Source organism: Rhizobium cauense (assembly GCF_019511525.1).
Taxonomy (GTDB): Bacteria; Pseudomonadota; Alphaproteobacteria; order Rhizobiales; family Rhizobiaceae; genus Rhizobium; species Rhizobium cauense.
Genome location: NZ_JAEUAT010000016.1, coordinates 73,707 through 94,809, shown reverse-complemented (window position 1 = coordinate 94,809; position 21,103 = coordinate 73,707). Strand labels below are relative to the sequence as shown.

20 protein-coding genes and 2 pseudogenes are annotated in these 21,103 nt (G+C 57.6%); 2 read left to right on the top strand and 20 right to left on the bottom strand.

The window, feature by feature from the left end; translation table 11 throughout:
• Window positions 1–55: 55 nt before the first annotated feature.
• Entirely contained in the window at window positions 56–376 is a 321-nt protein-coding gene (locus tag JNB88_RS24850) for a hypothetical protein (RefSeq protein WP_220357768.1), read from the bottom strand.
• Window positions 377–615: 239 nt separating this feature from the next.
• Here JNB88_RS24850 and JNB88_RS24845 point away from each other — a divergent pair, with 239 nt between their 5' ends.
• Window positions 616–933 carry a hypothetical protein gene (locus tag JNB88_RS24845; protein ID WP_220357767.1) on the top strand — a complete coding sequence of 106 codons (318 nt, stop codon included), beginning with the start codon at window positions 616–618 and terminating at the stop codon, window positions 931–933.
• Between the two features lie 267 nt (window positions 934–1,200).
• Here the strand turns inward: JNB88_RS24845 and JNB88_RS34675 are convergent.
• A pseudogene (locus JNB88_RS34675) lies at window positions 1,201–1,497 on the bottom strand (helix-turn-helix domain-containing protein); the annotation flags it as partial.
• A gap of 364 nt (window positions 1,498–1,861) precedes the next feature.
• Here JNB88_RS34675 and JNB88_RS24835 point away from each other — a divergent pair.
• Window positions 1,862–2,065 (top strand): annotated as a pseudogene (locus JNB88_RS24835) (protease); the annotation flags it as partial.
• A 265-nt stretch (window positions 2,066–2,330) separates the two neighbouring features.
• Here JNB88_RS24835 and JNB88_RS24830 read toward each other — a convergent pair.
• From JNB88_RS24830 to JNB88_RS24745, 18 genes are all read right to left on the bottom strand, one after another.
• Entirely contained in the window at window positions 2,331–3,206 is an 876-nt protein-coding gene (locus JNB88_RS24830) for a transglutaminase-like domain-containing protein (RefSeq protein ID WP_220357766.1), read from the bottom strand.
• 941 nt (window positions 3,207–4,147) lie between these two features.
• Window positions 4,148–4,504, bottom strand: coding sequence for a hypothetical protein (locus JNB88_RS24825; protein WP_220357765.1), 357 nt, complete (start codon window positions 4,502–4,504; stop codon window positions 4,148–4,150).
• 216 nt (window positions 4,505–4,720) lie between these two features.
• A complete protein-coding gene (locus JNB88_RS24820) occupies window positions 4,721–5,656 on the bottom strand; it encodes a malonate decarboxylase subunit epsilon (protein WP_220357764.1) in 936 nt (311 codons plus the stop codon).
• A 9-nt stretch (window positions 5,657–5,665) separates the two neighbouring features.
• Complete coding sequence (locus tag JNB88_RS24815) at window positions 5,666–6,616, bottom strand: AEC family transporter (protein WP_338111033.1); 951 nt, start codon at window positions 6,614–6,616, stop codon at window positions 5,666–5,668.
• Complete coding sequence (gene mdcB / locus JNB88_RS24810; protein WP_420832215.1) at window positions 6,616–7,506, bottom strand: triphosphoribosyl-dephospho-CoA synthase MdcB; 891 nt, start codon at window positions 7,504–7,506, stop codon at window positions 6,616–6,618. The genes JNB88_RS24815 and mdcB overlap by 1 nt, the downstream gene beginning before the upstream one ends.
• Complete coding sequence (gene mdcG, locus JNB88_RS24805; protein WP_220357763.1) at window positions 7,503–8,153, bottom strand: malonate decarboxylase holo-[acyl-carrier-protein] synthase; 651 nt, start codon at window positions 8,151–8,153, stop codon at window positions 7,503–7,505. Before mdcG ends, mdcB begins: the two co-directional genes overlap by 4 nt.
• Entirely contained in the window at window positions 8,131–8,850 is a 720-nt protein-coding gene (locus JNB88_RS24800; protein ID WP_220357762.1) for a biotin-independent malonate decarboxylase subunit gamma, read from the bottom strand. Before JNB88_RS24800 ends, mdcG begins: the two co-directional genes overlap by 23 nt.
• Window positions 8,837–9,772 carry a biotin-independent malonate decarboxylase subunit beta gene (locus JNB88_RS24795; RefSeq protein ID WP_220357761.1) on the bottom strand — a complete coding sequence of 312 codons (936 nt, stop codon included), beginning with the start codon at window positions 9,770–9,772 and terminating at the stop codon, window positions 8,837–8,839. The genes JNB88_RS24800 and JNB88_RS24795 overlap by 14 nt, the downstream gene beginning before the upstream one ends.
• Window positions 9,769–10,083: a malonate decarboxylase acyl carrier protein gene (mdcC, locus tag JNB88_RS24790; RefSeq protein ID WP_220357760.1), complete on the bottom strand. Its 315-nt coding sequence runs from the start codon at window positions 10,081–10,083 to the stop codon at window positions 9,769–9,771. The genes JNB88_RS24795 and mdcC overlap by 4 nt, the downstream gene beginning before the upstream one ends.
• Before the next feature lie 13 nt (window positions 10,084–10,096).
• Window positions 10,097–11,740, bottom strand: coding sequence for a malonate decarboxylase subunit alpha (gene mdcA, locus JNB88_RS24785; protein WP_420832216.1), 1,644 nt, complete (start codon window positions 11,738–11,740; stop codon window positions 10,097–10,099).
• A 90-nt stretch (window positions 11,741–11,830) separates the two neighbouring features.
• Complete coding sequence (locus tag JNB88_RS24780) at window positions 11,831–12,625, bottom strand: alpha/beta hydrolase (protein WP_220357825.1); 795 nt, start codon at window positions 12,623–12,625, stop codon at window positions 11,831–11,833.
• A gap of 291 nt (window positions 12,626–12,916) precedes the next feature.
• A complete protein-coding gene (locus JNB88_RS24775; protein WP_220357758.1) occupies window positions 12,917–14,836 on the bottom strand; it encodes an FUSC family protein in 1,920 nt (639 codons plus the stop codon).
• Window positions 14,820–15,866: a multidrug transporter subunit MdtN gene (gene mdtN, locus JNB88_RS24770; RefSeq protein WP_220357757.1), complete on the bottom strand. Its 1,047-nt coding sequence runs from the start codon at window positions 15,864–15,866 to the stop codon at window positions 14,820–14,822. Before mdtN ends, JNB88_RS24775 begins: the two co-directional genes overlap by 17 nt.
• A gap of 2 nt (window positions 15,867–15,868) precedes the next feature.
• Window positions 15,869–16,216: a YtcA family lipoprotein gene (locus JNB88_RS24765; RefSeq protein WP_223217314.1), complete on the bottom strand. Its 348-nt coding sequence runs from the start codon at window positions 16,214–16,216 to the stop codon at window positions 15,869–15,871.
• 399 nt (window positions 16,217–16,615) lie between these two features.
• Window positions 16,616–17,002 (bottom strand): tautomerase family protein, encoded by a 387-nt coding sequence (locus tag JNB88_RS24760; RefSeq protein ID WP_220357756.1) that lies wholly within the window; start codon window positions 17,000–17,002, stop codon window positions 16,616–16,618.
• A gap of 36 nt (window positions 17,003–17,038) precedes the next feature.
• A complete protein-coding gene (gene poxB / locus JNB88_RS24755) occupies window positions 17,039–18,760 on the bottom strand; it encodes a ubiquinone-dependent pyruvate dehydrogenase (protein ID WP_220357755.1) in 1,722 nt (573 codons plus the stop codon).
• A 68-nt stretch (window positions 18,761–18,828) separates the two neighbouring features.
• Window positions 18,829–19,626, bottom strand: a complete 798-nt coding sequence (locus JNB88_RS24750; protein WP_220357754.1) for an acetoacetate decarboxylase family protein — start codon at window positions 19,624–19,626, stop codon at window positions 18,829–18,831.
• A 106-nt stretch (window positions 19,627–19,732) separates the two neighbouring features.
• Window positions 19,733–20,980: a cupin domain-containing protein gene (locus tag JNB88_RS24745; protein WP_220357753.1), complete on the bottom strand. Its 1,248-nt coding sequence runs from the start codon at window positions 20,978–20,980 to the stop codon at window positions 19,733–19,735.
• Window positions 20,981–21,103: the final 123 nt, after the last annotated feature.

Sequence of the window (21,103 nt, the reverse complement as noted above, 5' to 3'; positions counted from 1 at the left end):
GCCGCAGCCAGCGAGAATATCTCGTCGCCCGCGGTCTTTAGCTCGACGCCCTCAATCAACGGCAGACCTGCGCACGGTACATGTCACCCCACGCATTCTCGCGCCAAACCACGCGACATACGGGCTGGTAGTACGGGTTCGGAATATACGCCGGTTGAGGGGCATATGCGGGCGCATAGGAGTACGCGGGCGCACGGTCCGAAGCATTCAGTCCTGCTACGAGCGCACCACCGATAGCGGCGCCAGCGAGGCCGGCGCCCAGTCCGCGGGCGAAATTGTTTCGCGCTTCAGCTTCCGAATTTGTGAGAACGGCTGCACCGGCGACCGTCAGGGCAATCAGCCCAGCCGTCAGGGCCTTGTTCGAGTTTGTCGTCATAGCTTGCGATCCTTTGAACCGCGACAGGAATTATCGCGTGAGGCAAGATTATGCCTGACATTAGGCCCTCGAAACTGGCCATGTGTACAGGTCGACATGGACCTTCGTGAAAGCCGTCATCGCTATCACCAAGGTCGTGCTCGGCTACACCATGGTGTGATTCAGTTCGGCGTCCATCAAGCTACCCTTCTTTGACGGTCACCAAAGCGGTCGACCTTCATCACAGAGGAGTGCTCGAAATGCCAAGAATTCGCATGATCGCAGTCTGCATGCTCGCGTCGGCTTTTTCATCTTCACCAGCAGTATCGGTGGTTCCGGCGATGGCACACGACCGCGGCGGCGGCCATGATGGTGGAGACCGAGATGATAGTCGAGACGGAGGCCTCGGTTCCGAGCTTCGCGACGGCTCGTTTGGCTTCACGGATCACCGCGACGGAGTCGCCGTGCGATCCGATCGAGTTGCAAACCGCTTCGACAACCGCCGGTTCTTCGATTATCCCGAATGGGCCTACGATCACCAGGAGCATCCCTTCCGATCGCCAGTTTGCTCTGCTTGAAAGACAGAGGGCCCGTCGCTGAACCTGTCGGATTGCTCGCAGATCAGCATAAAAGAGGCCAGAGTTCATTTTTCGCCAAGCCGTTTCCGAAAAAGTGCATTACGCAACCCCAAAGCCGCGTTCTTACGGTTTGCCATGATCGTCCGCTGTTTTTGAAGAAGTCTGACCTCGGGCCGAAGTTGCATTGTTGTGCTGGCAACATACCGAAATCGGGGACGAAGACGAACTCGATCGACGCGTGCCATACGCCACGACTGGTTTTGTAAGCTACTTCGGCTCGCTGATACTGTTTTCCAACAGGATGGCAAACGCGTTCTGGACCCGCCTTGGCGCCACAGCTAGCTGTTCAACGATTTGCAACCCAAACGTAGAAGATAGATACGCGAGTACCTCTGGAGAAATCGACTGCGTACCTGGATCGGTTTCCCCGATGTATTCCCAGTCCAAGCCCTCGAAAAAATAGGACGCGGGGACATTTAAGGATCTCATGATTGCGAACATTGTCGAAGCACTGACCCGGTTCGTGCCCCGTTCGTACTTTTGGACCTGTTGGAAGTTAACCCCAAAGCGTCGCCCAACGTTGTCTGCGAGAGCCGTTTCATCTTTCGCGCGAGGCTCAGACGTTTGCCAACGTGAACGTCAACCGGATGGGGGCCGGGCGTATTGCGCAGACTTAACGGCGACGTGCTGGCCTCGTTTTTCACAATCTTGTCATCTCGCAATAGTGAGCGTTCGGTTCAATCGGTCGGGAATTGCATTACATAGGCCTTCTTGAGTATTCGATAGGGCGCATTTGATCAACACCCATTGGAACACCAACAACCGACGTCACCTAGGGCGCCGGTGATCGATGCAAGCGACCCTGTTAGCGTGCGTTGTGGATTTCCCCACAGCGATCACCAGCTCGGCTCGAAGATCGGCGGTGAGCCAAGTCGGGGCGCTCGGCGCGTGCGAGCCGGAAGTGACATTGGCTGGGGGCACCTATGTTGGTCTATCGCCAACAGAAGCCTATGTCGGTGGAACGATGGTTTCGGCGAAAGGCTGGACTGCGCTAGCAGCCTTTATCAGGGAGTGCCTGAAGGTGCTGGGAACTGAAATCCATCATCTGGATGATGTTGCACAAGCAGCCTGACTAGCTGCAGGGACAGCCTTCCTAATTATTATGTTGGCCGTTGTAATAGGCGGCCAACTCTCTTTTACCGACCGTACTCTGAGTTAGCACCTAGCCCGCGCGTCGTTCCCGGCCGTGTAGATGGTATTTGTCACGAATGTTGAGCCGAGAACTTAGCCGAGGGAATCGCAATGACGGCATCCTCTACCCCGCCAGCCCGAGGTTGAAGCCAGAATGCCGCCTGATCTGAGGAAGCGATGGGCACCAGGGTGCCAGATCCGTTTTATCAGGATCCTCTGATCTCTTCTTCCTGTTGCCGAAGTGCGTTGAAGACCCTCTGAGGTACCCGCAGGCCTGCCTCCTGTAGATAAAGCGTCCTGATCTCGTCGGTCTGTACGCCATCAGCGGTGAGAGCGGCGAGGCGATCAAACAGCTTAATGCGGTCAGTGGAGATGTCTTCATTTGGCTTTGGCATGATGCCCCAATCATCCCAAGGCAACATCTCCATGTTGTTGAGAGCTGCGACATCACGGACTAAGTTCATTGCAATGAACCACAGCCCGCCTTCGTCGAAGATGCCAAACGTGTCGGGATCAGCCTTCGCATCGCGGCAGAGGCGCCAAGCCTCTCCGGCCGTGAGGAATTTTTCTTCAGGCAAGTCGAGCGGGTCAAAGACGAGACCTAGCTGGCTGGCCTGGACATCTTCAATTTGAAAGTCGGCAACGACCCAGCGCTTGCCATTCCAGTACTCGACGACCCAATGATCGACGCCCTTTCCAGATTCAAAATACATCCCGAAACCGCAGCGAGCCCTTGAGGGTATTCCTTGAGCTTTCAAAGTGGCGCACGCCAGTACAGAAAAATGGCGGCAGGTACCAACCAACCGCGAGTCGGCGCTCCGCGCTTCCGTCACAGGAATAGAACTGCTGGCGAGGAGATCAAACATTCGTTGAGCGGACCGCAGGTGTGACTGCGCCTTACGCTCTGGTGTTAGTTCCCTGCCATAGGCCGATGCCCATGCTTCATGAAGGAGAATACCATGAAGCATGTTTGCGGTTTCGACTGGACCTTCGATCCTCCCAAGGGTCAAGGAATGATCGCCGGTCGAAGTCATAGGGCCTGATTGTATAAAGAAATCCAAGTCCGGCTCTTGGGCGCGCATTCTGTTCTCCTATTTGCTGCACTCGCCAAGGACGTTAGAGCAGCGTGCACTCCTACACTTGTGCTGTTGAGATTTTTGTCGCGCACGGTTCGGCTCTGACATTCGTTCACCGGCAAGGCCTGCACTCTGCGACCGTGGCAAAATCTGTCCGCAGCGACGCCAAGTCGCAAACGGTAATTGATCTGTATGATGCGTTGACCGTTCCGTTTTTGCGGCCGTCCCATCCTAGCCCCTTGACTATGCGCGGCCGATAGCATTTCGCTGCCGGCAACAAGCACTCCGCGCGGGGTCATCGATCGCCACTGACAGTTTCTGAAAGGCCCCGAGATTAGCCTCCGGAGGACGTCGTCAAAGTGACCCGAAATGAAAGGATTGATTTATGGCGCGTTTTGACCTGACCTTTCGAAAAGTTCCTGGTTGAGGAGGGCGACACCCTGTCGTCATGCTAAATCTGGCTATGCCGCAAATAAGGTTGAACTCATTTGCAACCTCGCTTATTGGAGGTTGTCAACCTCTAAAAGCGATAACCTCGCCGCGATCGTCTTTCCCTCAAAATATGGGTTGGACTTTCTTGGATAGGACGGGGCGCCACGCTCACGTGAATGTCGCTCGAAATGCTGGCTCACCAGCGTGTCGAGGATCCTTTGGCGAAAGCCAGGCTTCTGAGAACCTAAGAACCGGAAACGTTCCGATCCGACATTTCTCGACGCGTTGACGTCCGCATGCATTCTGTTGCCGCAGAAGCGGCATTGTAATTACTGGGCCGACCTGTTGCGCTTGTCGTTGTAGGCGCAGCAAGAGCAGGTCTGGCTGTTGTAGGCAGAAGCGACCTCGTCGCCTGGATGCTGAAATCTTGGGTGATGGCCGCAAGCTTCGTCCTAGGCATAACCTACTGGAGAGTGGCCCGGCCTGGGGAGGATCAGGTCGGGCCAGTCCGACATCTACTTGATGAAGAACGTCATGCTGCCGTCGGCAGCCTGCTGAGCGTTCACCACGTTGTCGATGTCGATGCCCTTGGCCTGCAGCTTTTCAGAGAGGCCCTTGTTTGCGGAAATCGACTCGCGAATATTTTGGATCCCTGCCTCGGTGCGTGGAATTGCAGTGTCGTGCGCGTCGGGCTGCGTCTTCTGGTTCTGGTAGTCGTTCAGATATTTGACGTCGAATGCCTTGTCGAAGGTCCGGAGGGTCTTCTCGATCTGCGGGCCGTCGTTCATGGTGAGGCTGTCGGCGCGGCTTGTTGTGGTAAAGGCGACCGAAGCTACGACTGCGATCACAGCAAAGCTGATTGCGTGTTTCATGATAGTTCCTTCCTGGGTATGAGATGGCCGTGGGTTGAGGCCTTCTCGTTGTTTCTTTGAGAAAACTTCAGTTGTCTGCCTTTCAAGGCGACATGAACAAAGTACGTCTGGGTCAGGCTCGGCGAAATCACACTCATGATTGTGGTTTGCTATACGTTCGGTTGGTCGAGATAGCTTCTAGGGATGGTGTGCAGAACGCGCTCTCGACAAAGGCCGCTAATGCGCGCGTGCGGCGATCCAAGCTCGCACGCCGACTAGCGACTTGAAGTCGCTTAAGCTACGGCTTTCAACTTCGGGAAAGGCCTCTCGAGCCATACGGCTCAACGCATCGCCAGGCCCCAATTCAAGAAAGCATGTCGTTCCCGCTTCTACGCAGCTCTGCAGGCACGAGGCCCATTGCACCGTGGTGCAAATCTGGCCTGAGAGTTTGTTCAAGCCGGTTTCGGGATTCATGACTGTCGCTCCGTCGACTCCGCTTAAGAGGCGGAACCCCGAGATAGGAGGGAAGCGGATCGGGGTACCTGCAAGAACCTTCCGAAATTCTGCGCTTGCAAGCCGAAGCAGCTTGGTGTGGGACGCCACCATGACAGGCAGAAGGGTCATTCTGATCGGCCGAAACTGCTCAGCCTCAACTACTAACGCGTGAAGCGCCTGCCGTGACCCGCCGACGATGAAGGCATCGTCCGGGTTCACGATTGCAAGCCCGGCGCCATGACGCTCGCACAGCCCGTCGATTACGTCCCGTGGCAGTCCACGGATGAACAGCAACCCGTCTCCAGGTGAAGTGTGCGCATCCATCATTGCGGCCCTTTTAGCCGCGAGGTCGAGTGTTGTGAAAGGATCTAACACTTCTGCAGCACCCCATGCCGCCAGTTCACCGACACTGTAACCGGCAAAGACAACATTGGAGGGAAGCGATGATCTCAGTGCGGCGGCTGCCGCGAGGCCCTGAAGCGTGCAGATGATCTGCCCACACCGGTTCGAGTGGATTGTCTCTTCCGAAATCTGGCGCACAAGGAGGCGGGGATCGATGCCGTCGAGCAAGACGCACGCACGCTGGAAGAGCGCCTCGGATTCGGGGGTGTCGCTGGTCAGGGCAAACATCTCGGAATGCTGTCGACCCTGACCAGAGCATAGTATAGCCAGGGTCATATCACAGCCTCAGTGCGGATAGAGCAAAACGATGGCTACGGCCAGAGTGACGATGCTTGAAATGGTGCTGGCGATCACCATCGATCCGGTCGTGGCCGAGTCGAGCCGGTAGTTGACCGCAAACAGGATACCGAAGAAGCCCGACGGGACAGCCGCGAGCAGGATCGCTACCTTAGCAGTCTCTGACGCGACGCCTAGAGGCAGCACGATCGCAGCAGTCAGTAAGGGACGAACCAGATCGGCCACGATCGTGGCGTTCACGACCTTCCAGTTCAAACGAAAAGCCTGAGCCGAAAGCACGACACCCGTTAGGAATAGCGCGACCCCCGGAGCTGCATGCCCGATCAGCAACAGACTTGCATCCAACACTTTTCCGGTCGGCAGTCCGCTCAGGGAGAACATGATACCCAAGGCTGGCGCGAGAACCACTGGCTTGGTCAGAGCGTGCCGGAGCGCACTGAAGACCTTCGACGTGCCTGCTGACGCATCGACGCCGTCTTTTTTTACATTCAGTTCCACCAAGATCAAAGCCAGCGGGCTGATGACGATGGAGCCGGCCGCGAGCGCCACCGCGAGGGGTATGGTACCAGCCGGGCCGATCACGTCCGCCAATATCGGCAACCCGACGCCAGCTAGGTTGGGAAAAGCGATCGTAAGCGCTTGAAGAGATGAATCCGGCCTTCCCGTTTTTCTGACTGTGACTTGAAAGCAGTACCACGCCAAGAACACGACGAGCATCACGCCGCTTAAGATCACGAAGAGCGGAGCTTGGGCATACATCTCCGATCGCGAAGCAGAAGCGGTTGCGGCAAACAAGGAGGCAGGCAGAGCAAAGTTCATGACCAGTACATTGAGGCCGTCGACGTGATGATTGTCGACAATGTTCCACCGTCCGGCCCCATAACCCAGGGCCATGACGAAGAATATCGGCGTCAGAGCGAGGAGGATTGTCGCGGCCATCAGACATAGGGCCTTTCCTGAGCGTCCACGAAAAGAGTCATCGCGAGGAGATCCGCAGATCCCCCTGGGCTAAGCCAGCGGCTGATGAACTCTTGATGGACTGAGTGGGCGCTCTCCCGCCAACGCGGGTTAGCGATCCCACCGTCTTTAAGCCAAGCATCGGCGGCAAGCCTGGCGTGGCGAAGGCCTTGCTGGCCGCCCCTGTGCAGAAGGTTCGTGTCCTCGACAGCCGCGATAAGGGCGAAACACGTTTGAACTCGAACTGCTTCCATGTCGTCGGGAAAGTTGGCGCGATATTGCCTGAGCGTTGGGAGACCAACCTCGTAGACGGTCGGGAACCCTCGAGCAGCCTCGATACGCGCGCCGCCCGCTCCATATTTCCTACGCGCTCGGCCGCCGTGACTATGCAATGGCAAGGGCCCGTCGAATATGTCATTTCCCCAGAGCAGCGAAACGATCGATCCCAAGGAGAGATTGTCTGCCACTCTGCCATTCGCGCGCGCGCCGGCTGCGGCACAAAGCAGGCCCATGCCAAAGATTGCGCCTCTATGAGTGTTGATGCCGTTGGTGGCGGAAAGCATCGCCCGCTCTGCCTGGATCCCGATGACCCTGAGCCGACCCATCTTGCCGCCTGTAGCGCCAGCTCGCACCAACGCTGCGAGATATGGTTCGATGACATCCGCGCTTTCTCGAAATGTTTCAGAATTCATGTCGTGGTGGCTGCCGCAGTCGATGTGGCTTACTAGGCCTGGCTTCGGCCACGTCTCGAGTTCGAGGATCAAACTCTGACGGGCGCTCACGGCGATAGTATCCATGTCCACCCAAGGACGTGCCCTGGGTGCAAGGAGCTGTTGTTGTGGCGCGAGCAATGTGGAAAGCACGTTCTTCATTTGGCGACATCTCCAGCTAGGAACTTGTTGCGATCGATGAAACATGCCCCATCGAGCGACTTGATCAGGACTTCGCGAGCAGTGCTGCGAAACTCCCTCCAATTGGCTGCCGCTCCATCTTCCCGTACGAATTCCCCATCCAATCGCATCGGTGCGAGGGCCTGTATTTGCGCAAGACGTCCTAAGACGCGATCAAGGTTCGTCTCAGCGTTGACGTATAGAAGGAGATCCAGATCCGAACTCTCAGTCAGATAGTCCAAGCCGGTGAGAGCGCTCCAGGCCAGGCTTCCGAACACACCGATGTCCAAGCCGTTCTCGCTCGCCAACCTTTTGATATGGTTGATCGTCGGCATCCAGGATGACGGCGCCTTGTGGGCGACGTCACTTAAAAGGAGCGGCGCGCGGATCGAGACGATCTGATCCCGTCGAATGACAAACGAGAGGCGCTTTTTTCCTTGAAGGGGAGGCAAGGGAAGGCCAACCGCAACTCCGCCGACATCGTCGGGCGTGGGCCTGCGGCTGATCAGTGGCCAACCATTCCCAATCCATGCTGCCAGGATTGGGTCCGCGCTGGAAGAGAGTGGAGCAATAACGACAAGATCGTGCCGCTTCAGCGGCTGAGCGCTACCGCGCGACCGCGAGTTCATAGACGCGCTCCGCTATGGGGCCTGCTTTCAGTCGCCCTTTGCGAGCCTGCCCAAGATCGCCCCGCTTGTCTGCGGCGTCCGGCAGGTCGCGCAGCAATTCGTCCAGTTGGTCCGCTAGGGCTTTCTTCTCGTCCCATAGCAGATGGACGGCACCTGTTTGGGCGAGGTTTTCCAGACCCGGTGCGAACACTGGCGTCGATTTGGCCTTCTCTTGAAGGACCTCAATGGAAAGCTTGGTGACTTTCGACATCGACGGTAGGTCCATGACCGCCGGGTCCGCTCCTGGTAGCCCGACCAGCACCCGAGTCGCCAGCGCAGTTGCCAAAAACGCTCCTGCGGCGGTGTGACCATATAGGATTCCGATCGTCGGACGACAAACCATGTCCGCGTAAAGAAGACACTTTGCCAAGTGTGCAAGGAACTCGTTGAGACCCAGCAGCTCGTCGCGCTTGCTCATGCGTTGACTATCGCTGTCGACGATAACGATGATCGGCCCGGTGTCTGAGCCAGGAGAAGCAAGCACGTGCCCGGAAAGACGGATTGCCTCATCGACGCCGAGTGGAATTCCACCGGAAACTCCAATTACGAGCGCCTTTCCGTTGCGACCAAGCCGCGCAGAGCCGAGCAGCAAACCGTTCTCATTTATAATTTCGTGACCGTTGGGGAACAACGATGCGAGAAGATCACCGGGCGTCATGGAAATTCCTCCCAACACTGTCTGCCAAGGATACGAATTCGCTAGCCTCCATGGCCGGCACGGACGCAGCATCCGGTACTTTCATCGCGGTCCAGATATCGATCGCGTCTGAAGCATCGCCAAATTCTCGAAGTCTCTGTTCAAGGCGATCTTGTTCGGCCAGCAGCGTTTCGAGACCAAGCGGTCCTGCTATCCCAAGGAGCTTTATTGCCGCTTCTCTGAAACCGCGCGCCGTGTCATCGACGAAAAGCTCCGCTCCACCAAGAAGCTTTCGGTGCTTTCCGCCCATGGTCCGCCAGACCAGTGCGCGATCTCGGGAGTCGAATTCCTCAACGCCGCGGTTTGTCTCAATTACCTCAGGGCCAGATACCGCGATGCGGCCCTGTTCCGAGACGACCAGTCCAGAGCAGCATCCGGCGGTGAGACCTCCGCCTCCATAGCAGCCCGCTCGCCCTCCGATCAGTCCCAGCACTTTCACCCCTGCGGTCCGAGCTTCGACGACAGCTCGCATAATCTCGGCGATTGCGAGCTCGCCAGCATTTGCTTCCTGAAGGCGGACCCCTCCGGTGTCGAAGAGGATAAGGACGGGTGTGTCCTTCAGGTCGCGAGCCGCCCGAAGGAGGCCGGTGAGCTTCGCTCCGTGGACTTCGCCAAAGGCGCCGCCCATGAAACGGCCTTCCTGTGCGGCAACAAAAACCGGAGACCCGTTGAGTGCGCCTTTGCCGATTACAATCCCGTCATCGAAAGCCTCGGGAAGATTGAAGATCGGCAAATGCGGACTGACTTCGCGCATCTCTGGACCGATGAACTCTTTGAAACTGCCGACATCGAGCAGAAGAGCTATACGATCACGTGCAGACGCTTCGTACCAGCTTGCCGATCCCTCTGGGTGGCCTTCAATCTTGGTAGATACGGCGTTCATTGTGTGTCCTCCATCAACCGGACAGCCTGAGCGAGGCGGAGCATTACGATGTCCGGGCGGGCTCCTCCGTCGTTAATCGAAAACCTGAGACCACCAGGGTTGTAGCGATCGACGAAGTCCTGCACGACGGCAGCCCAGACCTCGCCGAAGCCATCGGCGGCCGTATTGATTTCGACGGTGCATTCGCTTTCGTGCAGAACCCGCTCGGTTAGAACCTCAAGGTTTCCTGAGGCCACGACGCCGTTGATTGCGAGACACTTGGCTCCAGGGGCCCGCTGCAACATCTTGTGGTGGAAGGTTAGTTTTTCCATCGTCCTGCGCCTCTCACCAGTTTCGGAATTTTGAAGGCGGCGAGTACAGACCGCCCGACCAATGTACGAGATCCTTTATCGACCGCGCGGCAAGGAGCTTCCGATCGGCGTCGAGCGGGTTGATCCCCAAATCCTCGGGCCGTCGGATCACGCCCCGCTCTCTTAGCTGCTGGACGGCCTTCTTATCTCGGCCTCGGCCGACGTCTGTGTAACCGGCTACCCCACGGATGGCTTGCTCGCGCTCTCGGCTGTCTCGGCAAAGCAGAAGGTTGGCAATGCCTTCTTCCGTCACGATATGCGTGACGTCGTCGCCGTAGATCATTACGGGCGCCAACTCCAGTTTGAGTTTCTCTGCCAGTGCGAGCGCGTCCAGCGTCTCGACAAAGAGCGGCACGTTTTTCTCACCGAAGGTTTCGCCGATCTGAACCACAAGCTTTCTTCCCCGGCGAAGCGGGGCGGCGCCGTTGGGATCCGCCTCTCGTCCCGCTTGGAGCCAAGGGTCGCTGGGATGGCGGCGCCCTCGAGCGTCCGATCCCATGTTTGGCGCTCCGCCGAAACCTGCGATCCTTGACGAAGTAACAGTAGATGAATTTCCCTCGAGATCGATCTGCAGCGTGGAGCCGATGAACATGTCGCAAGCGTATAATCCTGCTACCTGGCAGAACGCGCGATTTGAACGAAGGGAGCCATCGGGTCCGGTAAAGTAGATATCCGAGCGTGCCCGGATGTAATCGTCCATACCAACTTCCGACCCGAAGGAGTGGATCTGCTCGACCCAACCGGATTCGATAGCGGGTATGAGTGCCGGATGTGGGTTCAGAGCAAAGCGGCTTGCGATCTTACCTTTCAGTCCGAGCTTTTCACCGAATGTCGGAAGCAGGAGTTCGATTGCCGCTGTGCTGAAACCGATGCCGTGATTGAGCCGCTGTACGCCGTAAGGCGCGTAGATTCCCTTAATCGCGAGCATTGCAGTAAGGATTTGGGTTTCCGTAATCGCTGCTGGATCGCGAGTGAAGAGTGGTTCGACAAAGAACGGCTTGTCGGCTTCGATGACGAAGTGGACCCGGTCACCTGGAATGTCGACCCGTGGAACCTTATCGACGATCTCGTTGACCTGCGCGATGACGATGCCGTCCTTGAATGTCGTCGCCTCGACGACTGTGGGGGTGTCTTCGGTATTCGGGCCGGTGTAGAGATTGCCTTCCCGGTCCGCACTTACGGCGGCGACAAGCGCAACATTGGGTGTGAGGTCAATGAAGTATCGGGCGAACAACTCGAGATAGGTGTGAACCGCTCCAAGCTCGATCTTTCCGCCGAAAAGCATAGTGGCGATACGGGCGGATTGGGGGCCAGAGTATGCGTAGTCGAGCCGTTTCGCGACGCCCCGGTCGAACAGGTCGAGATGACCAGGCAGAACGACTCCCGACTGCACCATGTGCAAATCATGAACTTTCGAAATGTCAGCCGCTAGAAGAGCGTCTGTCAGCAAATCAGCCTGTTTCTGATTGTCACCTTCCAGGCATACGCGATCGCCGGGACGAAGGACGGCTTCCAGCAAACGTGTGGCATCGTTCGCCAACACGACTTTGCCCGAAGCGACCGCACTGCCGGAATGCAGACGAGCATCGCGGTTGTCTCGTTGGTGTTGCCAGTTCATCGTCATCTCTGCTCCTGGGGGGACTTGGGTCTCAGAGGTGACCGCCGACGCGAATTGGGTTCGGGGTCGGCGGCCAGGCTTGATTGCGATTTACTTCTTCGCCGACTTTGCTTCGGTCTCGGCCTTTCGGGCCGCTTCGATGATCACCTCTGCAACTTCCTTGGGATGCGATTCATAAACCGAGTGGCTCGCGCCTTTAATCTCGATCGTATGGCTCTTCGCGCGCTCGTAGTACCAGCGCTCCAGGTCGGGGTTGATGATCTGGTCGTTGCCCGCGACGATCGCCCAGCTCGGCTTGGTCTTCCAGGCCGCTGCTGTCAGCGGGGTCGTGAACACTTCCGCTGCAGCAAGCACTTGAGAACGCGATTCGAATACAGCTTGCTCGTGCGGCATGTCAGGGGCGAACAGCTTCGGAAATTCCACGGGGTTCAGATACGTGTAGCCGTCCGGTGTCTTTTTTATCGCACCCTCGGTCTTGGCGAGTACGCTTGGCGTCTTCTTTCCAAGCGTCCCTTCGTCTTCGCCGACGTCTGGGGCGTGGGCGGCCACATATACAAGAGCAGACACGTTCGGATGAACGCCGGCCTCGGTAATGATCGAGCCGCCGTAGCTATGTCCTACCAGGAGCGTCGGCCCTTCCTGCATGTCGAGGACACGCTTCGCTGCGGCGACATCGTCAGCGAACGAGGTCTCGGGCTCTTGAACCATGGTCACGTTGAAGCCTTCCTTAGTCAGGATTTCATAGACAGGCTTCCAACCCGATCCATCCACCCAGGCACCGTGAACGAGAACAATGTTCTTCAGCGTTTCAGCGCTCGCTGGAGCGGCGAGTGCGACGAGGGGAAGGGCAACTGCGAGTGCCAGATACGTCTTGAGCTTTTTCATTTCCACGGCTTTCTCTTGGTTAGGTTGGGTCAAAGAAGGCGGTACTGGTGCAATGCTCGGACGCTCCGAGCGAAGTGGTCAAAGGCATCAATCCGCCGCCACCACGGACGGCGTCCGTGGCGCTTGTGAAAGGTCCGGCGGAATTGTCAGGTTGTCGCTCCGTTTCGTGAGAAACTTGATCTTCAGAAGCGCTGATGACCAAAATCTAGCTGCCTATGATGGAGCGGAAAATCACACCTACGGATAGGATCGACACGACCATCGATAGTGCCGGCGTACCGACGCACCGGATCAAGGATTGACAGCCCTCATCAGCACTTCCATGCGAGAGATCCGAGCATCGATAGGCTTCAAGGGCGAGCCATCAGGCTGAGACGGTTGTTTCTCTTCGCTCGCGCCGCCGTCGCGCGAGCGGGCAAGGTAGGGGCTACCAACCTGGTCGGCAAGTTTAGTTAAGCGCTCACCAACGCCAGGGATATCGGATCGAGCAAGGTAGATCTGCCGATTAAGCATCTCTGCTTCATCCGCGATGAAGCGCAAGGTGCCTCGTAAGCTCTCTGCCGGTCGAACGGACGCGGGCTCAAGTGGGACAAGGCTGAAGGACTTCTCCATGGATCCTATCGACCCACCAATTTCGGCGGCCAACGCAGCGGCCTGTTCGCGGGCAGGTATTGGAACTGAAGCAAGAGTTGCTAGCTCTTTCAGTGCCCTGGAAAGGTTCGTTCTCAGAGCTTGCTCAGTACCGATCGGCCAGATGCGGGTGGCCACGAGATACATTACCGTGTTGCCGAGTAATATCCCGATAGTTCTATCCCGTGCCAGCTCCAGATCGATGCCTGGTGCGAATCCTTGAAGGACGCAGAGAAAGAAGGCCAAGCCGACTTGTATTCCTGCATAGGAAGACCGTTCGCCGCCGTTTGCAATCCACGCAGCGATGAAGGTACCCGCGAATACAAGAAGCATGAGATGACCGATTGAATGCATGTGCGGGATCAAGAAGACGATCGAGAGCAATCCCAAAGCGGCGCCGATCAGGCAGCCGAGTATACGCATTCCCAGTTTTTGAATTGTCTCTCCTGTCGTACGCAGTGAGACCACGTAGCAGGTAATCATCGCGGTATGAATGCCGTCCCAGTCAATGCCGGCATAAACGATGTAGCATGTCATTGCGGCTCCAGTCGTCTTCAGCGCATATCGAACGTGCTCTGGATTTGTCAGAGCGTCGTTAGCGAAAAACGGACTGTTGCTTCCCGATCGGTAAGGCGGATGCTCCTCGCCGGCAATAGCGGCAAGCGCACGATATGCGGCTGAATCGGCCGGCGTTGCGGAATCGGACAATGGCGGGGGAGCCGGGGGCGCCCGTCCGGCCTTCAGGTCGTGGATGACGCGGCTGACATGAGAGAGAAGCGTCTGCCGGTTCGCTGAATTCTCCTCAGGATCCATCTCCGATGTAGCAAGCAGCAATTGATAGGATGCCGTGATGTCGTCCGCGATTCGCGCCGCCCTTTTGTTCGATACCAATTTGAACATGCGTACGAACTTGAGTTTCGCCAAAGGTTCCGCGTTGCCTCGCCGTAGGAGTTCGCGCACGGACTGGCTGCTGGTCTCGCTTGGAACGGAGAGCTCGTCTCGTACTGCCACAAGCCGACGGAGGAGGTTGTCGTGAAGAATGGCGACAGTCGAGCGGCCAAGCAATATGTTGAAGACAACAATCATCATCATGGGCAGCGCAACCATCTCCCATGCAAATCTAAGCCCATCTGTGATGATCTGGCCGCTAGAGGCCGTGTAGATCAACGACAGGATGTCCGCAACAATTAGAGCTACTACGGCCCCAGTCGGTCCGAGTTTGCTGGCCGACCCGATATAAAGCATTGTGAACGAGACCGTCGCCATCATAAGCAACCTCAAGCCCGGCGAGCCAATAGTCAGCACCGTGAGGATCGTTGCGATCACGATAACGATGGTGATCACGAACGTCAGCGTCATGGCTAGCACCACGCTTGCGCTGCCGTCGGGCTTCATGACGAAGGTGACCAGATAGCAACTTACCGCGACCTCGGGCGTCTGAAGCAACATCGCGACCGCCGCCACCAAAGCTGTGAGTACCGAAACCCGCCAGGTAATGGCCAGTCGCCCAGGAAAAGGCGCCAGGTCTTCAATCAGATGCTTCACTAAGCGAACCGACCGCCATTCAGCAGCTTTGGTCATGATGCACCACCACGACTGCGGAAGCTCCGATGCGGGTGAGTTGCTCCGGTGGGTCGATCAGTTTTATGCGAACTGGGAAACGCTGTTCGAGCCTGACCCAGTTCAGGGTCTTCGGGACAGAGGGTAGCGCCTGTGGCGAATTGACGAGTTCGTCAGATGTCACTCCCCATCCGATCCCATCAACCTTCCCCATGATGGGGCGCGATCGATCGGAGAGGACATAGACGGTTGCACAGCTTCCTACTTTGATATTGTCGAGTTCGACCTCAGAGAACGACGCGGAAGCGTACCAGTTCTCAGTGTTTATCAGCGTGAAGATGGGTTGTCCGGCCCCGACGACCTGTCCTGTCGATGTGGTGACGCCGACTACTCGCCCATCGTGAAACGCTCGGATCGTGGTGTAGGCCAGGTTATGGCGGGCTATTGCAAGAGCAGCTTGACTGGCTTGTACCGAGGCGTTGGCGGAATCGAGGGTGTTGACGACGACTGTCGCCGCTTCAGACAGATTTTTCGCTTGCTCAACCGCAATCTTGGCATTGTCTCTCGCGGTTCTGGCGTTGTCCACTTGCTGCTTGCTAACGCAGCATGGAAGGAGGGCGGTGAGGCGGGTCAGCGATTGCTCCGCAAGATCAAGATCTTCTTGTGCTCGTGTGATCTGTTCGGTGGCGACTTGAGCACTGGACTGCTGGCCACCGATGTTTCTAGCCTGGGTATCTCTGGCCGCCTCGGCCACGCGCAGGTCAGCTTGTGCCTGATCCACCGCCAGTTGGTAGGGAAGCGGGTCGACAGTTATAAGGACGTCTCCTCGTTGGACCTTCTGATTTTCGGTCACGGGGAGTTGGATGATCTGACCGGTCACCTGAGATGCGACATTGACGGTGTCAGCCGTCAGTATGGCGTCGTCCGAGAGAGGATTTGTCACGGAGTGCCGGTAGTAAAGCCAACCTAAGGCGATGCCTGGAGCGATCAGGGCGCATGTTAGAACGACCCCGAAGATGCTTTTCTTATTGGCGTACGCTGAGTTTTCCATGTTCAGCGCCCATATACGAAAAGCGACACCCCGAAGGCGATCGTGGCCGCGACGCAAACGTACACGATCGAGCGCAACGGAAGCTGGTCGTCCATGCCGGAGCGCACGAAGATGGCTCGCACAACAACGGACCCAACAACCCCAATGACCGCGCAGAGAAGCCAGGAAGGGAAGAAGGCTCCGAACAGGGGCAGGGAGGGGCTGGCTCTAGGTGTGCATCCTGCAAGGAGTCCCACGGTTGCCGGGAAGAGGCCTATAAGTAATCCTCCGCTCCGTCTGACGGGCGCCGTTGCGGCGCGGAACTTCTCGTGATGAGAGTTTGTCGAGCCCGCGGATGCGATCATGCTCATGAGAGGCTCCTGCTATGTTGCGCTGGTGCCCAAGTGATCGCCCGCGACGGCTCTTCAAACAACTATCCACAAGGGTGGTATCGGTACATCGTTGGGGTGGTCGGGTGGGAGCGGCGCGCGCGAAGGGCGACACGCCACAACCTCAATGGTTGTAGACGGCGCAGATTGGCTACCGCCGCCCGCATCCCGACGTGCCGAAAGGCCATCGCGATTCCGATGTCCACGGGGCGCTTGAGTCTCATGGGCATGCGGTCGTCCGCCTTCGCAGACGCCGCAGGCCGGGACTGGTGTCCCGGGCGACCTCGGCGAGACCGGACGAAGCAGTTCGGATTTTGAGAGTTCAACGTGGGGATGTGCAGACAAAGCGCGTTTCCACGTCAAAATCCGGATAGCCGAATTTCAACCCACGTCCGTTGCTCGAACAACGTCAGGCATGATCTTTCCCATCTCCATCGCATTGCTGGCGTCCGCCTCCAGTAGCCCGATAACTATCTGATCATCAGCAGCGTTGGTGGCGGCTTGCAGAAGCTTCCAAATGTGGACCAGGAGATCGCGCTTGTACTCGCTTGTTCGCCCACTTCGTATGTTCGCCATCAGGCTAACGGTGGGTGCGGGCACGCCCGCGCTGAAGCCGCTACCTAGCTCGAAGTCTTGGAACACGATGTGCACCCATTCGATTGGCACTCCTGAAAACTCTGCGTGCAGGTTGGTTAATTCTTCCGCGAGAGTAGCTTTCGTAGCTTGGTCGAGGGAGTTCCTCTGCGTCATGATCGTATACAGCGGCATGCGGCAGCTCCGGTTTCTAACATCAGATGGGGCCGGCTAGCGAAGCAGGTTCTTCTTCGCGAGATCGATTACTTCGCCCGCTCGGCCGTCAAGCACAGCTTGCAACATGAACATCCCGAACTTGTGGGCGTCTTCGATGGTAGTCGCGGGCGGCATGACAAGTTCCTGTCGGGCGCTGACGACATCGAGAAGGGCAGGGCCGTTATGGGCCAGGACCTCCTGCATCGCCTCTTTCAGGTCGTGGGGAGATTCGACACGAATGCCCTTCACGCCCATCGCTTCGGCCATGGATGCAAAATTGGGATTGATCAACTCACATCCGGTGTCGAGAAAGCCCGATGCCTTCATTTCCATCTCGACGAACCCAAGTGTCCCATTGTTTAGAATGATGACCTTCACAGGTAGCTTCTGCTGTATGAGCGTGACGAACTCGCCCATCATCATCGAAAAACCTCCGTCACCGGACATCGAGATGACCTGCCTGCCGGGGAAGGCAGCCTGGGCGCCGATAGCGTGCAACATCCCATTCGCCATGGATCCATGATTGAATGAGCCGACCAGGCGACGGCGCCCGTTGAGCTTGAGGTAGCGTGCCGCCCATGCGACCGGCGTTCCCACGTCGCAGGTAAATATCGCATCGTCGTCAGCAAGTTCGCTGGCGAGCCGGTTGACATATTGCGGATGGATGTATCTTGTCGACGGTCCGTTCTCCGCGAGTGCGTCAAGATTCGAACGAGCTTTCCGATAGTCTGCGAGGGCGTCATCGAGATGGGATGTATCAACCTTGGCTTTGATACTTGGGATCAGCGACCGAAGGGTTGGTCCCGTCGACCCAAGAATGCCCACATCGAGATTGCAGCGGTTCCCGAGTGCCGCTGCCCGAATGTCGATTTGAGCGATCTTCGCATCCGACGGAAGGAATTGCCGATACGGAAAGTCTGTTCCAATCATAAGTAGCGTGTCGCAATTCTTCATCGCCCAGTAGCCCGACGCGAATCCAAGGAAGCCCGTCATTCCAACGTCGAACGGGTTGTCGTGCTCAACAAATTCCTTGCCGCGCAAGGCGTGGACGATGGGCGCTTTCAACAAGCCCGCGAGCTCGACCACCTCGCTGTGTGCTCCCTTGCAGCCTGCGCCACACAGCATCGTTACCCGCTTGCCACTGTTAAGGAGATCCGCGAGTTTTTCGAGCTGACCGTCCGTCGGAGTTACGACCGGGTCTGCAGGCGCAAACCACTTGGGAATGGGAGCTGAAAGAGATTGCAGCGCTACGTCGCCGGGGATTACGACAACGGCGACGCCCTTTTGTCCGACGGCAACCCTGATAGCGCGTGCCAAGATTTGGGGTAGTTGATCGGCGTGGCTCACCAGTTCCACATAGTGAGCGCACTCCTTGAAGAGCGTCTCTGGATGTGTGGCCTGGAAATAGTCGATGCCGATCTCCGTGCTCGGTATATGCGCGGCGATGGCCAGAACCGGGACGGAACTACGTTGCGCGTCGAACAGACCGTTGATGAGATGGAGGTTTCCCGGCCCGCAACTCCCAGCACAAACAGCCAGCTCACCGGTCAGGTGTGCCTCGGCCGCCGCAGCGAACGCTGCCCCTTCTTCATGTCGGACATGAACCCAGTCGATGGCTTTCAGGCGCCTCAAGGAATCGCTGAAACCGTTCAGGGAGTCCCCAACCACGCCATAGATTCGTTTGACGCCCATTTCCGCAAGGGTGTGCGCCATGTAATCAGCCGCGGTTTTGCTCATGCCAGTCAATCCTCTTCGAGTTTCAATGCTGGCTGGACGAAAGGGGCCGTCCAGCCAGTTGCACACAGTCAGGCGACGTAGTTTTTAAGAATGGGAAGATCGGTGACCGAATAGGCCATTCCGAAGCGGTAACCGCGCCCGACCTTGAGTGGCTTTAGCGCGTGCATGTCTTCTCCTCGAACTTCAGGAATGGTCAGCTCCGCGGAGCCGGCCCAGAAGTCTGAGAAGGTGAGGTTGTCCATCTTCGATAGGGTCAGCTCGTTCACCGCGGGTTTGTCCTGCCTGCCCGCGGTCAAAGTCGGGAAGTAGCGGCGGATCGTTGTGGCCCTGCTAAATACCGTCGCGGCGTCCACTTTCTCTTCGAGCTGAATCCGCGCGGTCGCCATTCGCTCTCCGTGGGCGGCCACGCTTGCTCCGAACCGGCTACCCGGCGCCAGAGGGCAGGCTGCCGGACTTTGAGCGGAGAAGCTTCGAGTCTGGAAGATGCTGCCGAGCTTCTTCGGATAGCCCTGAATCCAGCCACGGGCGATCGCGGCGTCATTGTCGACGAAAATATAGGGGCAGAAGTTGACAGGGCGATCGTCGAGACGGGCCTCGACAAGGACGAACGCTTCGCGATATTGGTAGCGCGCTGGATCAGTATGCTCGTCGTTGGAGCCCGTGAACTGCCAGTCAAGGAACCAAAAGAAAGCTCGACCCGCAGATTCCACGTCAGGAGACATGCCTGGCGGCAACAAGGCGGCCACGGCTGCCGGGTCGGCCCAGTACTCGATTGCGATGCACTCGCTGGAATAGTGCCAGGGCGGTGCGGGCGTTGCCGAAGACTTGCCCTCGGGGGTTAGCGGTACGGTGTAGCCATTAAGCATCTCAATATCTCCGTGTCAGTTGGGGTGCCGGATAGAACCGGACATCGCGGCGATGGAGAGCACAGACGTGCTCGGAGGAATTGCTGGTGGCGGAGCCGGACAAATATTATCCGGGCATTATTCCAGGCCGATCTCGTGGTATCCGCTCGATGTCTTCCGGATTCATGTTGAGATGTTGTGCGACGAGCGACGGCGGCGTGTGCGACAGCCAAGAAGACAGTCCTACCTCCTGATATTCGCCAACCTTGAAGACCGCGACGAACTGAAGATCGGTGGTCCCGGTGTTCTCAATGATGTGGCCTTGGCTCTTTTTCACGTAGCCGATGTCGCCTGCATGGAAGTCGGCGGTCTGGCTTCTCGGGCCTGCATCGAAGACCGTCATGCGACCTTCCCCCTTTAGCCAGTACTGCCACTCATCCGCGTTAGGATGCCAGTGCATTTCGCGGACCGCGCCCGGCTTGATAGTTTCTATCGCCGCAGCGATCGTCTTCGAGACCAGGAAGGAGCTGCTATCGGCAAGATGCAGCGTTCCAGATGCGTTCTGCTTGAACGGCGTCGAGGCACCGAGTCGGTAGGTGAAGGGATATTCCGGCAAACCGGCCGATGCGACAGCCTCCTGATCCGAGGACAGCGGTCCTGGCTCCTTGCCTTGGAAGATCCACAGGTCGTTTAGAGGTATTGACTTGAAGGCTTCCTGGGGGATGCCAAAGTTTTTTGCGAGGAGCTCCGGCGAGGTATGAGCCATCCAGTCGGTAAGCAGAAGCGTGCCGTACTCTGATTGATCGCCCTCATCGAATACGATCACGAACTCGCACCCGTCTGGGCCTAGTCCCTGTAGCGAGTGGGGGAAGCCGGCCGGGAAGTACCAAAGGTCACCTGGTCCGACGTCTTGCACATACGCCCGCCCTTTGGCGTCAAGGACCGTTATTCGGCAGCGACCGTTCGTCATGATCGCCCACTCTGCGGCTCGATGCCAGTGCATCTCTCTCACGCCGCCCGGTCCAAGCCGCATGTTCACACCAGATACCGCATCCGAAATCGCGAAATCAGCCTTGGTGACCTGTCGTGCCCAACCGCCGCTCTGGATCCTCTTTGGCGCGTTGTTGAATGATGACCAGAAGAGCTGCATGTCTCCGACGTCAGTCGCAGGAGGGTTCTCGAAAGCAGGGAACTGTCCGCTCAGTGCCGGATTCTTGGGGCCCGGGTCCGCGAGGCCGGCCGGGTTAGCATTCACTGCGCCTTCGGGCGGACGATCAGGATTGCCGAAGGAGGCAGCGTTTGTGGTTGTTGTGACGATCGCAGCACCGCCAAGCGCACCAAGCGCGAGAACCTTGCGTCTTGAAACACTGTCCATAGTGTCGAGCCCTCCTGGCATCATTTAAGTGATTGCTCGATCGGTGCGGTCGTCCTGACGCGTAGCGTTTGAATTCGATGCGCCGCTTGCAACTGGTTGCTGAAGATAGCGGCGAGCGTTTTG